The organism is Pedobacter sp. KACC 23697 (genome assembly GCF_045348445.1).
Taxonomy (GTDB): Bacteria; Bacteroidota; Bacteroidia; order Sphingobacteriales; family Sphingobacteriaceae; genus Pedobacter.
The window spans coordinates 883,263-897,774 of record NZ_CP157485.1 but is presented as its reverse complement, the minus strand read 5'-3'; the positions used below and the strand labels follow the sequence as shown (position 1 = coordinate 897,774).

General features: G+C 39.3%; 10 protein-coding genes and 1 tRNA gene. All 11 read right to left on the bottom strand.

Annotated features, from left to right (window positions below):
- Window positions 1-985 precede the first annotated feature (985 nt).
- The 11 genes from ABEG20_RS03745 to ABEG20_RS03695 all read right to left on the bottom strand — a co-directional run bounded on the left by ABEG20_RS03745 (window position 986) and on the right by ABEG20_RS03695 (window position 14,497).
- Entirely contained in the window at window positions 986-1,990 is a 1,005-nt protein-coding gene (locus tag ABEG20_RS03745; RefSeq protein WP_406826055.1) for an NADP-dependent oxidoreductase, read from the bottom strand.
- Window positions 1,991-2,030: 40 nt separating this feature from the next.
- Entirely contained in the window at window positions 2,031-2,774 is a 744-nt protein-coding gene (locus ABEG20_RS03740) for an SDR family oxidoreductase (RefSeq protein ID WP_406826054.1), read from the bottom strand.
- Window positions 2,775-2,819: 45 nt separating this feature from the next.
- Window positions 2,820-3,635, bottom strand: coding sequence for an SDR family NAD(P)-dependent oxidoreductase (locus tag ABEG20_RS03735; RefSeq protein WP_406826053.1), 816 nt, complete (start codon window positions 3,633-3,635; stop codon window positions 2,820-2,822).
- 45 nt (window positions 3,636-3,680) lie between these two features.
- Window positions 3,681-4,271 (bottom strand): TetR/AcrR family transcriptional regulator, encoded by a 591-nt coding sequence (locus ABEG20_RS03730; protein WP_406826052.1) that lies wholly within the window; start codon window positions 4,269-4,271, stop codon window positions 3,681-3,683.
- Between the two features lie 563 nt (window positions 4,272-4,834).
- A tRNA-Leu gene (locus ABEG20_RS03725) sits at window positions 4,835-4,916 on the bottom strand.
- A gap of 175 nt (window positions 4,917-5,091) precedes the next feature.
- Window positions 5,092-5,394: a hypothetical protein gene (locus tag ABEG20_RS03720; RefSeq protein WP_406826051.1), complete on the bottom strand. Its 303-nt coding sequence runs from the start codon at window positions 5,392-5,394 to the stop codon at window positions 5,092-5,094.
- Between the two features lie 113 nt (window positions 5,395-5,507).
- On the bottom strand, window positions 5,508-6,311 hold the full coding sequence (locus tag ABEG20_RS03715) for a helical backbone metal receptor (protein ID WP_406826050.1): 804 nt from the start codon (window positions 6,309-6,311) through the stop codon (window positions 5,508-5,510).
- A 60-nt stretch (window positions 6,312-6,371) separates the two neighbouring features.
- Entirely contained in the window at window positions 6,372-7,049 is a 678-nt protein-coding gene (locus tag ABEG20_RS03710) for an ABC transporter ATP-binding protein (protein WP_406826049.1), read from the bottom strand.
- A 74-nt stretch (window positions 7,050-7,123) separates the two neighbouring features.
- The gene (locus ABEG20_RS03705) at window positions 7,124-9,550 is read right to left on the bottom strand and encodes an ABC transporter permease (protein ID WP_406826048.1); all 2,427 of its coding nucleotides are present in this window, start codon (window positions 9,548-9,550) and stop codon (window positions 7,124-7,126) included.
- Window positions 9,551-9,627: 77 nt separating this feature from the next.
- Window positions 9,628-12,021, bottom strand: coding sequence for an ABC transporter permease (locus tag ABEG20_RS03700; protein WP_406826047.1), 2,394 nt, complete (start codon window positions 12,019-12,021; stop codon window positions 9,628-9,630).
- A 94-nt stretch (window positions 12,022-12,115) separates the two neighbouring features.
- On the bottom strand, window positions 12,116-14,497 hold the full coding sequence (locus ABEG20_RS03695) for an ABC transporter permease (RefSeq protein WP_406826046.1): 2,382 nt from the start codon (window positions 14,495-14,497) through the stop codon (window positions 12,116-12,118).
- Between the last annotated feature and the right edge of the window lie 15 nt (window positions 14,498-14,512).

Below are 14,512 nucleotides of genomic sequence, written 5' to 3'. Positions count from 1 at the left end.
GCAAAGATAGAAACAAGATTGGATAATCAAAAGGCATTGAAGATATTTTAGAGGTTATTCATCAAAACAAACGCTAACTCATTAATATTTAAGGAGAAAATTTTACAAGTAGAAGCATTTTCTAAAAGTTTACATCCTCTTCAAAAGGCTTTACCCACTGCTTAATTATATTTCAGCAGGTGAAGACAACAGCCAAAACGAAAAATAAAAGCTCTTTTGGAAAGCAGATTAACCTAAAGGTTGGTTTCCAACTGATCTTCCTTCACATGCATAGAATACAAAACGTTCCTTAAGAAACGAAAACGCCAATTTTGCAATTGGCTACCCAGGGGTCGTCCAGATGGGACGGTCTGGAAATTTCCTAACCATTGGTGTCTGCAACGATCGCCCTTAAAATATTTAGGATGCCAAACATTATTACGCAGACGAAAATGTTAATTTCTCATCGATGATTTATTTTGTAGGAACAGAATTTAATTTTTTTGAAAAAAACCGTTCTGGATCATTAGAACGGTTTTAAACTATTGTGCATCTAACGGTAAAGAATTTGAACAATTTTCTAAAGGATTTACTTTTATTTGATGATCTCACAGCTATTTAAATAACCCGTAGCGAACCTTATCAGACTTTTGCCGGATGTGATTGCATTCCTTTCAAAATCCTAAATGGGTTAATGCACAACGAGAAGGATTTTTGGGCGGATATATAACCAGCTTGAAATAAATCATAATTCGTTACTGTTACCATAGCTTGATTTTAAGTTAAAAATGCAGGTGAGGCTGCAATACGGTCTGACAATACTATCTCAATCGTTCAAACCGCTTCCACCAAAGCGCTCTGACCAACCTAAAGCAGTAAGTTTAATATGAAGCCGGTTAATGCGACAGTTTAAACATAAAGCGTTACAAATATTTATCCTTTACTTTATAACCTCCTATACTTTGTTTTGCAACTGTGATGGCATAGACAGTCACGCTCATACTCATTATTTAACTTTAATAACCACTTTCCCTTTCGCTCGGCCAGATTCCACATAGGCCAACGCATCGTTAGTTTTCTCAAATGTAAATAACTTATCAATCACAGGTTTAATAACCCTCGCCTCTATTAGTGATGTGATTTTTGAAAGTTGACTGCCTTCTGCCCTCATCAATAGAAAGCGAAAGGTTACATTAGCTTTTTTTGCTTTTTTCTTAGCGCCAGAACTTAGAAGCGTTGTCACGAATTTCAGATACCATGGCAAGCCAATCTCCGCTGCAAATTCGGGTGTTGGGGGGCCAACCAATGATATCAGCTGCCCGCCTGCTTTCAGGATACGGAATGATTTGTCGAGGATTTTGGTGTCACGATTACTATGTATAACTAAATCATAATCTTTCAATAAGGTTTCAAAATCCTGTGATTTGTAGTCGATGACGAGGTCGGCACCGAGTTTTTTAACCCAATCAGCATTGACGGCACTCGTCGTGGTAGCAACATATGCACCTAAATGTTTGGCCAACTGGATGGCGAATGTACCCACACCACCGGAACCTGCCTGAATGAAAACTTTCTGACCTTTTTTAACATTCCCGATCTCAACAAGCGCCTGCCAGGCGGTTAAGCCGATCAATGGAATGGAGGCGGCTTCATCCATGGTCAAATTTTTAGGTTTTAAGGCTAAATCGCCTTCACGAACCGCAATATGTTCAGCAAAAGTACCGATCCGGTGATCGCCCACTCTTGAATACACTTCATCACCGATTTTGAACCGGCTGACTTTTGAACCAACTTTAGTTATCACACCTGCCAGGTCATGGCCGTTTATGAATGGTGGCTTGTAGGGTAAAAACAATTTGAAATCACCGTTTCTGATAAGCGAATCCAATAAATTTACACCTGCTGAGTATACTTGCACCAATACCTCATTTTCCTTTAAAGCTGGTTCCGGTAATTCGGTAAGCCGTAATTTTTCTTTTTTGCCGTAGCTTTTTACGATGAATGCCCGCATGATTTTTAGTTTTTTAATTATTTTTAGTATTGTAATGATTTTATGATGCTATCACCGCACGACTTTGCTTGGGGTTAACCAAGCCAAAAGCCAACTTTGGAAAAAGCCGGTTAACGATATAAAGCGCTTTCGTGTCGCCAACCCTGATCGTAAAATGATCTTTCTTCAAACCTCGAATAAGTGCTTTCACCAAATCTTCCGAAGTCATTTTTTTACCGTTCCGCTCAGCCGTCATTTCGGTAGCTACAACAGGTGGTAAAAGTTCGAACACTTTCACGCAGCTATTCAAAATTTGCAGGTGCTTTCTCAACGTTTCGGTATAAAACCGCAAAGCAACTTTGGATGCTGAATAAGTAGCTTCCAGTAATGAGGGTACATAGCTGAGTATAGACGTGGTATTGATAATAGCACTTTCCTTCCTTGACTTCAGCATATCCATGAACAGGTTATTAAGCCGGATCACCCCGAAGTAGTTTACGTTCATTTCGTAAGCAGAGTCCTCAAAATGCCGGTCGTTTGCTATTCCCAGGTTGATCGGGTCGGTTAACACCCCTGCGTTGTTATATAAGATATCTATGCCGCCGAGTTGCTGTACCTGGTTAAAAAGTTTTTGCGTGTCACCGGTATCTGAGACATCACTTTTAATGGCCGTAATTGCCGGGTACAGCTTCTTTGCTCCATCTAATTTTTCCTGGTTCCTGCCGGTAATGATCACACTGGCACCATTGGTTAAAAATTGTCTTGCTGCTTCCAGCCCGATACCAGATGCGCCACCCGTGATCAATACCGTTTTCCTTTTAATTGCATAATATACTTTTTAATATAAATGTTATTTTGATGCGTTAACCGACTTCAGAATGGATTTTTCGAACAGCTTATAGGCGAAATGTTGCAGCAGAAGTATCATCGATGCCCCTTTTCCGACAGGGAAGCCAAACGTTGGATTTTTTTCCCTTACTGCCCGCAGCAAAGCATCGATAACCGGTGCAGGTTCGGGTGCCTGATCAAATGTCTGCTGGGTGTACGCAACAACTTTTTTTCTGAACAGGTCATAATCTGCGATATTTTTCCCTGTTGCCACCATTCCGCTTTCGCCTATATTAGTTTTAAAACTCATTGGCTCAACCATGACCACTTTGATGTTGAACTGGTTCAATTCAAACCGAAGCGACTTGAAATAGCCTTCGAGAGCATGTTTGGAAGCCGCGTAATAGGATACATATGGAAGGCTCACTAAACCGAGTAGGGAACCGACGGTAATAATTTTTCCATGTTTTTGCTTCCTGAAATAGGGCAGCAACTCGTTGGTTAGTTTGATGGTTCCCCAAAAGTTAGTCTCAAACTGCTGTTTGCCTAACTCAATAGAGGTTTCTTCGGCAAGTCCGTTAATCAGGTAGCCCGCGTTATTGATCAGCACATCCAATGTTTCAATCTCGCTGAACAGTTTCTTACTAAAGGATACTATAGAATGGTCATCATTCAGATCCAATGGCAGTAACTTAAATGGCACTGTCGACTTGTGCTTTTCCGGGTTACGGCTTGTGCCGATTACCTGGTAGCCATTTTCATGGAGCTTGGCGGCGACAAGCAGCCCGATGCCCGATGAGGCACCGGTGACTAATACCGTTTGTTTCTTTAATTTCATAATCTTTTATTTTAGACTTTTTAGTATATTTTATATTAAAAAAAATTAGAGCGCATAGCCCTCTAATTCCGACTTAAGACTCTTGAGTAAACTTGCCATGGGTTTTGCTGTATTCATGGCTCTGCACATCACAACAGCACCCTCAACGGCAGATACTGCCTTAAAAGCGTAAACAGCAGGATCAAGTTTGCTAGAAAATTCACCGTTTTCAATACCCTGATTCAAAATGCTGACAAACAATTCCTGGCCATGGCGTATGACACCCGCAATCTTTTCCTTTATCGCCGGAAAGTTATCATCTGATTCTACTGCTAGATTAAATATAGGACATCCGCCTTTGAGGTAAGTATTTAAAGGGTCCTTATAAAAATCGAGAAAAGCAAATACCTTAGCCTTTGCTGTTTTACCCTTACTGATGGTGAACGACATTTTTTCTCTGTTACTATTCAGCATGTGATCAACAACCTGCCGGGCCAAATCTTCCTTACCTTCAAAATGACCGTAAAGACACCCTTTAGTCAGTTTCGTAGCAGCAAGCACATCGTCAATATTAGCCCCGGATATCCCTTTCTGATTAAAAATAGGGGCCGCTGTTTCCAAAATGAATTGTTTTGTTCTTTCGGCTTTGGTAATCATATCAATAAATTTTACCCCACAAAAATATACTAAAAAGTTTAATTAAAAAAACTTTTTAGTATATTTCACAAGATAATGTTTAATTAAAGTTGATCTGCAGTTAAAAGCTTAGTCATAAAACCAATAACCAAGAGTCAGAAATACAGCATGCAAGACAGCAATTTGACCACTTGAATCAAAAACTTTCAAAAAGCAAGAGATTTATTATTGTCCTGAGATATAGATGCAAGTGATTATCATACTGTACAAAGTAATATGGGGGTTAAGATTTACCGACTTGAAGCCAAACAAACTTCGTATATCAAACCTAACCTCAACGTCGAAAATCTATTAGATAATGCAAGAGCAAATGTTTCTCGATTGGACGCGCTTACCTGCAAGACACTGTAAATCAAAAAAGAAAGATTGTTGGTTCGATTTTCCCTAAAAATTAGTTTTACCACGGCTTGAGTTATCGAACCACTAAAGTGAACAAAGCATTGCTCATCCTATCCTCGCTCTCTAACAATTTAAATGGCAAAAAAAAGGGACAAATCATTCATTTGACGATTTGTCCCATAAGGTGCGGAAGAAGGGACTCGAACCCCCACGCCGTGAAGCGCCAGATCCTAAGTCTGGTGCGGCTACCAATTACGCCACTTCCGCAGATAGGATGTTTTAAGGACTGCAAAGATAGAAACTAAATCGAAAAATCAAATTTTTCTGAATGATAAAAATTTAATTAGTGATGATCTTTGAGACACAGGTCATGGAGTTAATCAAAACGCCGACCAAAGATAGTACCTGGTAAACCCAACTTAATGCCTGCTTTCTATTTTATTTAAAACTTCACAAGTGTTACCTCAACCAGTTCCGGCCCACCATCAACAGGATAACCGATAACTTTTTTTCCTTTAATCGTAACCTTTTTATCTAAATACGAATCAAGATTTAGGGTTTCACTTTTTAAGGCATATGTTTTATTGTCGGCTTTTAATACATGCGTACCGTATTGAAAAGTGGTTATTCCAAGTTTTTCAATAGTTCCGTTTGCGGTAACCGTACCGGATTTTTCTGCATTTTTAATTGAACTGCAACCAGAAATTGCCGTTACGAATAAGGCTAATATTAATATTTTTTTCATCGGATTATGTTTTAGTATTAATGAGGCATTATGATTCTTTTAACAATGATATTACTGTATGATAACGAATTAAATTAAAGATATGCTACAGATTAGATTATAAAAATTTGACCTTAAAGGCTCACAATTTGCTTCTGAAACTCAAAGAAATATTGAACAGCTTTAACTAAACGACTTCCATACCAGCTAAACATTTCGCCGTCAACCAATACAATTTTAGCATTTGGAACGGCTGCCCGGATTTCTTCTATATGTTTTTCGCTGAAAGGATAAGGTTCTGATGAAAGCAGAATCAGTTCGCAGTTTAAAGTTTTCAGTTCCTCGAGTTTTACTTCCGGATAGCGTTCCTGATTGATGACATTAGTCATACCGTTGGTTAGTAAAACATCATCAATAAATGTATTTTTTCCAGCGGCCATATAAGGCTTCCGCCAGATGAGATAGGCGACCCTTTTATCTATTTTGTTTTGAAGCGCAAGTGTTTTGAGGTCATTGAATCCGGCTGATATCAGATGATTGAGATAACTGGCTTCTGGCTGCCGGTTTACCAGCTCCCCTATCTGCCCAATGGTTTTCATCGCATCATCCAAAGCAAAGATATCACTCATCCATACGGGAAAATATCCGGCTAATTCTTCAATATCGCTTTGCGTATTTTCTTCTTTGTTGCCGATAATGAGATCAGGCTTTAAATCTTTAATTAAATCAATATTCAGTTTTTTTGTTCCACCTACTTTGGTGCGTGCAGCAAACTTTTCTATCGGATGAATGCAAAACTTAGTTAAACCGATAATTTCTGCATCAAGCCCCAGATCAAACAGCAGCTCTGTTTGTGAAGGAACAACAGAAATGATGCGCTTGGGTGGGAAATTAATCACAATCTCCCTTCCCATTTGGTCTGTAAATGTTTTTTGCATAGCGCAAAGGTAATTAACCATAGATAAAAAGGATTAATTCTCCCGGAAATGATGTTAAGCTCAAACCGCCACATCTTCTTTTATAAGGCCATCGGCAATATGTAATATCCGTTTTCCATATTGTGCATTTTTTTCTGAATGGGTAACCTGTATGATGGTAATCCCCTCCTCTTCATTGAGCTTTTTAAAGAGACCCATAATTTCTTCGGCCTGGGCCGACTGCAAATTTCCCGTAGGCTCATCAGCCAGAATAATGGAAGGCTGTGCTGCCAAAGCTCTTGCTATGCCAACCAACTGCTGCTGACCGCCTGACAACTGATTAGGAAATAAATCTTTTTTAGCCACGATGTTAAACCGGTCGAGCAGATCGGCTATCCTACTGGCCCGTTCGGCACCAGCCACTTTCTTATATAAAAGCGGTGCTTCAATGTTTTCGTAAACCGTCATCTCATCAATTAAATGGTAAGCCTGAAACACAAAACCGATATGGTTGCGGTACAGTTCAATTCGTTTACGCTCATTTAAACCGGTTACATCTTCGCCCATAAAATAATAATTACCATAAGTGGGTTCTTCTAACATGCCAATAATGTTAAGTAATGTAGATTTTCCGGCACCCGATGGCCCCATAATAGAAACAAATTCGCCCTGGTTAATGGTCGTGGTGACCAAGCGTAACACATAATTTTTAACGCCTTTATTAGCGTAATACTTTTCGATATTGGTAAGTTGTATCATATTTTATTGTTGAGCGCAATGCGTTTGGCGGTTAGCGAAAAATCGACCTTAAAGCCAAACGCTATACGCGAGTTTTATTCATATTTAAGTGCATTTACAGGGTCAGTTACAGCCGCTTTTCGGGCCTGAATACTAACCGTAAGTAAGGCTATAATGACAGAAATTAACGTTGCAGCGGCAAAAGGCATCAAAGGCACTTCTATGCGATAAGCAAAGCCTTGTAACCATTTTTTTATAATAATGTAAGCGATAGGCCAGCTCACTAAGTTTGCGAGGATAACCAGAATCAAAAATGATTTGTTTAGCAGGCTTACAATCTGGATATTTGATGCGCCAAGCACTTTTCTTACCGCAATTTCCTTATTCCTCCGCTTAGCCACAAATGTAGAAAGTGCAAATAAACCAAGTAATGAAAGGGAAACAGAAACCAGGCTGAACAGGATAATCATGTTCATAAACCGCCTGTTCTCTTCCAGGCTTTTTGAAAATGCATCGTCCAGGGAATTGTACTCCATTGGGAAGTTAGGATACATAATTTTCCATTCTTTTTCGATTCTGCTGATGATTTCTTTATGTTGAGCCGTATTGAAACGCACCAGTAAATTGTTTGTATTGGAAGTTCCACCAAGTCTGGTCACCTTATAAACCGTTGGCAAGACCGCTTTGTCAAAACCTTCATTATGATAGTTTTTAATAATACCCACTACCTGAAAAACATTGTTTTTGCCTTCCCAATCGGTTTTTTGGTACGTCTGTCCGATTATATTTTTTCCAAATAAATTTGCCGCTGCTTCGTTTAAGACTACAGTATTAACGGTATCGCGTTTAAATTCCCTTGAAAAAATCCTGCCCTGCAATACTTTCACACCAAGCGCTGGCAATGCATCCATCGTAACGGTAACCGTATTTAATTTTATGGGCTTACCCTTGTATTTAATTTCTTCAGGCACATTAAAACTATTTCCCAATACCTGGGTAGTGGTTGCAACATATTGAACGCCGGGTATTTGCTTTAGCCGTTCAGCAAAATTATCTTCATAATTGGTCTTTATATTGATTAGATTTCCTTTTTCAAAGCCTAAATCCTTGTTGCTCATAAACTGCGACTGCATTTCCATTACGCCGATGGATATGATGAAAGTGACGGAAATGACGAACTGAAAGACAACCAATACATTCCGAAGGGCTGTACCACGCAAACCGTTTTCATAATTCCCTTTTAAAACAGCTATAGGATTATAGTTGGATAAAATCCAGGCCGGGTATAAACCAGCGAGTAATGTTACAAAAACAAACAGGCCTAACAGCTGAGCAATCAAGACAAATAATCTGGCATTGTGCCAAAAACTTAACGCCAAATTAAACTGTTGGTTGAAAGCCGGTAATACCATTTCAATTAAAATGATACAAAGAAAAAGTGATATCAGGCTCTGCAAACCGGATTCGATTAGAAACTGAGCGGTTAACTGCCTTTTGTAAGAACCAAGTACTTTTTTTACGCCTACTTCCTTCGCCCGCTGAACAGATTGTGCTGTAGCCAGGTTGATGAAGTTAATGATGGAAACCAGGAGTAAAAATGCCGATATGGCCATTACGGGTTTCAATTTTTCGAACCAGCTTAGGGTATAAGGCGGATTGGAATGCACAGTTTGTAACGGGATGACTTTTAAGCCGGGCAATTTTTCAGGTTTTTGGATATCTTCATAATCTTTCTCTTGTCCTTTTAATAAGTTTTTCCTGAAATCAACATATAACTTCTGTAAGGTCTGGCTTAACACCAACGTGTCGCTGGCCTTATTAAGTTTTGCAAATATCAGGCAGTAATTGTTATTCGTTGGCTCATCAGGGTCTTTATCTTTATTTCCGGTTCGCATAATGGCACTGAAACCGACACTTTGCGGCGATTTAGGTTCACTTACTATGCCGGTAACGGTTAATAAATTGCCTTTATCATCCCGCCAGCGTATCATTTTTATCGTTTTACCCAAAGCTTTTGTTGTGCCAAAAAGCTTTAAGGCTAGTTCTTCTTTCAAAACAATGGTATTCTTACTTTCCAGCGCTTTATCGGCACTACCCTGAACAAACTGATAGTCGAAAACCTTAAAAAAGCTGCTATCTGAATCTTTTATTTTATTAACCATAACCGGATCGGCATTGTCCGTTTTAACCGAATAACCACTGCCAAAATTCCAGTCGTTATCTACTTTGGTTACTGCAACTGCCTGTGGCAATTTTGTCCTGATCAAATCTGCGATGCGACTATTAGAAACCTCATTCCAGTGCTCTTTATTATCAGGCGTAAAAAGATCATGCTTCTCTCTTATTTGGTAAACATTTTTTAATTCTGGCGACCATTTATCGTAACTTTCTTCATGATTAATATATAAAATCAGGAGCACAAAAGCAGTTAAGCCAAGTGCTAGTCCGACAATATTAATGGCGGCATACAGTTTGTTTTTCCAGAGGTTGCGCCAGGCGATTTTTAGATTGAGTTTGAACATATTTTTTAAGGTTATGGGGAAGTGTTTAGCGGTAAGCGGGAAAGTTACGCTGAACGCCAAGCGCTTACCGCAAGTCTTTATTCGTATTTAAGTGCATCAATAGTATTGGCTGAGGCTGCTTTATATGAGCGGATACTAACCGTAACCAGCGTAATTGCCATTGATAGGGCCATAGCAAGGGCAAACGGCCAGATGCTAATATCAATGCGATAGGCAAAGCCTGCTAACCATTTCGAAACAAAAAGATATGCTAAAGGCCATGCTAACAGGTTGGCAATAAAGACCATAACGAGAAACGAACCATTCAGCATTTTTACCAGCTCAAGTGTTGAGGCACCGAGAACCTTCCTGATGGCAATTTCTTTTGTCCTCTGGGTGGCTACAAAAGATATTAATCCGAATAGGCCAATAAATGAAATAAAAATAATCACGCCGGCAAATATTTTAAACAACATCCCCATAATCTGTTCACCTTCATAATAGCTGTTAATGGTTTCATCTACAAAAGCGGAATCAAAAACCCCGTTAGGAAAAGTACTGCTCCATATTTTATCAATTTTCTTCATTGTAGCAGCAATTTGTCTGCTGTCTATTTTCACTGCCACATTCCAATAATCATTTTTTCCGGGGAAAATCGCCAGCGCCGAAATATGCTCACGTAAGGATTGGTCGTTGAAATCTTTTACCACACCTGTAATGGGCACGGTATTTCCACTTGCATAAATTACTTTTCCAATGGCATCCTGAGGGTTGGTAATGGACATTTTCTTTAAAAAAGTTTCGTTAACTACACAGGCATTTGCTGTATCACTCTTTTGATAGCGTTTTCCGGCAATTAATTTCAAATCAAAAACTTTAAAGAAATTTTCATCTGCCCGAATGTTCCTTAATTCAAAATCCTCGTTTCTAATGCCATTGTAGGTAAAATCGCTCGAATTGATGTTACCAGATAATGGTGGCGACTGGCAAAAACTAATTTCTGTAACACCAGGAATATTGGTGATCCTTTCTTTAAAAGTGTTGTATTTGATTTTACTTAAACTGTCATTAGGAATACCAACCATAGCCACTGCATCGGGATTAAATCCGAGCGATTTTTGCTGCACATACTGCATTTGTCTGATCACCACCAAAGTTCCGATAATAAGCACCACCGTGATGGAAAACTGCGCAACCACTAATATTTTACGAAGGCTCAACCCTCCCTTGTTCAAGGCTATCTTATTTTTTATTGCCAGGACAGGTTTAAAACCGGAAATAATTAGTGCAGGATAAAAGCCGGCAAGAAATGCGATAAACATGACCAGTATGGCCATAAATGCAAAAATCGATGGATGACTAAACAGACTGAATTCGACCTTACCCTTAAAAAGATGTTGCATGGGCGGTATGGCCAGTTCCGTAATTACACATGCAATAAGTAAAGCCGCTAAACTGACCACAAAAGTTTCGGTTAAAAACTGGCAGATCAACTGGCTGCGTTGGCTTCCCATCACTTTACGAACGCCAACTTCTTTTGATCGGGTTACCGATTGTGCCGTACTTAAATTAACGAAATTAATACAAGCCGTAACCATGAGGAATAAACCAATTATAGCCAGGCCGTAAATCTGACTACGGTTAATAGATGTATTTGCAAAATTATCGTATTTATCGCTAAAATGAATATCTCTTAATGCCTGTAAGCTGTTTTTCTGATTACCCGCTATTTTTTCTGCCGGATAATATTTCTGATTAAAATTGGCTATTGATTGGTTGAGATCCTTAGCTTTAAGGCCTTCTTTTAATAGCACGTAAGTGCAAAAGGCAGAATTTACTGAATCCCAATTGCTATTGAATCGACCTTTGTAGGTTTCATAACTGATTACAATTTCTAAAGGAAAACTGCTGTTCTGTGGCATATCCTGAATGATTCCAGCCACTTTCAGATTAGTTTTTTCGCCAATCCTGATGTTTTTTCCAATCGCATCTTTTACACTACCAAAAAACTTTTCAGCATATTTCTCTGATAACACAACGGTATTGGGCTCTGTCAGGGCAAGCTCTGGGGCGCTGTATATCCATTTAATATCGCTTAAGACATCAAAAAAATCGGGTTGTGCATAATATACAGCTTCCTGACTTTTCAATTTCTCTTTTCCATTAGGATCGGTTATCTGTAAAAATGCACTTCTTTTAACAATGGCACCAACCTTTTCAAATCCTGCAATTTCATTTCTGGCAGCCGCAGCGAAAGGTACAGGTACTCCTGAGGAAAAATCTTTGTAGGCGCTGTATTGCCAGTCGGTAACCACCCTGTAAATCCGATCTTCATTTTTATAACCTTCATCAAAACTGACTTGAAAGCGGATAAAAATAAAGATCAGAATACAACTTGCCATCCCTATTGACAGGCCAAGGATATTAATCAGTGTATAACCTTTGTTTTTCCAGAGGTTTCGCCAGGCGATTTTGAGGTTAAGTTTGAACATATTTTTGAGGTTGAGGATTGAAAGGCTAAAGGCTGGAAGGCTGAGGGTTCAGGCGGTTGAACCTTCTACCCTAATGCCTTCGTCCTTTATGCCATTATTCATATTTAAGTGCATTAACGGCGTTGGCCTTGGCAACTTTAAAAGTTTGCATACTTACCGTAACCAGTGCAATTAGTATTGACGTGAAAAGTGCCAATAAAAAAGGCCATGAGTTAACCGAAATTTTATAATCATACTTTTCGAGCCATTTAGACACGAGAATGTAAGCCACCGGAATGGCAATCAGGTTGGCAATAACCACCAGCTTCATAAAATCTTTGTTCAGTAGAATTAAAATATCAGCAAGATTGGCGCCCAATACTTTGCGGATGCTGATTTCTTTACTGCGCTGTTCGGCAGTATATAAAGCCAGGCCAAGCAAACCCAGGCACGATATAAAAATCGCAAAACCGCCAAACAGATTAGAAAGTATGCTTAGTAATTTTTCGCTGCGTAGCTTTTCGGTCATGCCCTGACTAACCATTTTTACCTCAACCGGATAGGCAGGGTTTAAGCGGCTGCTTACTGATTTGATCGCTTCTATTGAAGTACTTAATGATTGTTTCGGATTTAACTTCAGCAATAATGCCCTGCTGGTTTTGATATTGTAATAGTAGACAGTTGGTTGTATTTTCGAAGCGAGCGACTCATTTGAATAATCCTGCACTACGCCTACTACTTTAAGCGGTGGATTATCGCCCCAATGAATCACGGTACCCACCGGATTCTTCAGTCCCATGGTTTTAACAGCAGCTTGATTGAGTAAAAGTGAGGTAACGGTATCTGCAGAAAATTTAGGATCGAAATCTCTGCCCGCTACAATTTTCACTCCTGTAGTTTTGGTAAAATCGAAACCGGTACTTCTGTAATTAATAATGGAAACATCGTTTTTTGGCTTATCTGGCCATGAAATATCACTGGTAATGGAACCTCCACTCGTAAAAGAACCTGCATATTCTGTGGCAGCCATGATGGCATCCGTTCTTAATAATTCATTTTTAAACAGTGCCAGTTTCCCTGGCTTAGTCCACTCTCCTTCCAGATCGATCTGAGCGAGTGCCGTTTGATCGAAACCCAGCGGTTTATTTTTGAGGTACTGGATCTGGCTGTAAATCACAATGGCAGAGATAATCATGCAGATGGAAAGACTAAATTGTAATACCACCAATGTTTTACGGATAGATAAGGAACCCGTTGAACCTTTAAAACCTTTAAGCACTTTTACCGGAATAAAAGACGAAAGATAAAATGCGGGGTAGCTTCCGGCAAGTAAGCCTGTAACCATTATCATCGAAAGCAACAGCACCCAAAATGGGTAAGAACCGTAATCAATCTTAATGGAAATATCAAGCAGGTTATTGAAATAAGGCAAGGAAAGTTCGAGCGTAATGAAAGCAATGGCCATAGCTGTAACTGACAATAATAGCGATTCGATCATAAATTGTCCCATAATGGTATTGCGTGTAGCGCCCAAAGCTTTACGCACACCAACCTCCCTGGCCCGCTTTTCTGACTTAGCCGTAGAAAGGTTCATGTAATTGATGCAGGCAATAAGCAATACGCAAACAGCCAGAAAAACAAATAACCGTAATTGATCTATTTTACCTCCAGCCGATTTTCCATTCTCAAAATGATCATATAAATGGAATTTAGCCAAAGGAAAAAGAAAAAGCTGATAAGTCATTTCTTTTAGGTTAGGTTCTTTATTTACAATAAAGTCTTTAATAGCTGTATTAGTTGCAGTTAAATCAGCATGATCTTTCAGCTGTAATAAAGTTAAGCAGGTAATAGCGCCCCATCCATATCCTTTCTCGGCCGGGTTCTCCTGTTCATAAAATGCCCAGGGCTGCAGCACATCAAACCTGATGGTCTGGTTTTTAGGCAAGTCTTCAATTACTGCACTTACTTTCAAGGCAATTTTATTATCATAAGTAATGCGCTGGCCCAATGGATTTTGATTACCAAACAATTTTTTGGCTGTAGAGGCATTGATCAATATATTATTCGGTTCGGCCAATGCTGTTTCTGCATTACCATAAATAAATTTCTGACTAAGGATTTTCAAAAAACCGGGATCTGCGCTCAATGCTTCCAGTTTAAAATGATGCTGATCATGACTGTAAAGCCTGGAGTTGCCGGGCATGGTGATGCGTGCAGCATTTTTAATACCAGGCAGTTCTGTAACGGCAGCATTGGCCAACTTATTCGGCACCGCCATGGTTGTGGCCAGTTTGCCATTAAATTTCAGGTTTAATGTCGCAAAATATATCTTATCTACATTTTTATAGTGCTTATCGAAACTCCATTCGTAATTTACATACAGTAACAACATTAAACAACAGGCCATACCAATGGCCAGGCCACCAATATTGATTAATGTAAAGCCTTTGTGTTTCCAGAGGTTGCGTAAAGCGATCTTTAGGTTTAATTTGAACATAAGGTTTAGGGTTTA

Bases quoted from the DNA above. Each gene is read 5' to 3' on its own strand.
- ABEG20_RS03700 (WP_406826047.1), bottom strand. From the start codon at position 12,021: ATGTTCAAACTTAACCTCAAAATCGCCTGGCGAAACCTCTGGAAAAAC.
- ABEG20_RS03705 (WP_406826048.1), bottom strand. From the start codon at position 9,550: ATGTTCAAACTCAATCTAAAAATCGCCTGGCGCAACCTCTGGAAAAAC.
- ABEG20_RS03695 (WP_406826046.1), bottom strand. From the start codon at position 14,497: ATGTTCAAATTAAACCTAAAGATCGCTTTACGCAACCTCTGGAAACAC.
- ABEG20_RS03715 (WP_406826050.1), bottom strand. From the start codon at position 6,311: ATGCAAAAAACATTTACAGACCAAATGGGAAGGGAGATTGTGATTAAT.
- ABEG20_RS03745 (WP_406826055.1), bottom strand. From the start codon at position 1,990: ATGCGGGCATTCATCGTAAAAAGCTACGGCAAAAAAGAAAAATTACGG.
- ABEG20_RS03720 (WP_406826051.1), bottom strand. From the start codon at position 5,394: ATGAAAAAAATATTAATATTAGCCTTATTCGTAACGGCAATTTCTGGT.
- ABEG20_RS03710 (WP_406826049.1), bottom strand. From the start codon at position 7,049: ATGATACAACTTACCAATATCGAAAAGTATTACGCTAATAAAGGCGTT.
- ABEG20_RS03735 (WP_406826053.1), bottom strand. From the start codon at position 3,635: ATGAAATTAAAGAAACAAACGGTATTAGTCACCGGTGCCTCATCGGGC.
- ABEG20_RS03730 (WP_406826052.1), bottom strand. From the start codon at position 4,271: ATGATTACCAAAGCCGAAAGAACAAAACAATTCATTTTGGAAACAGCG.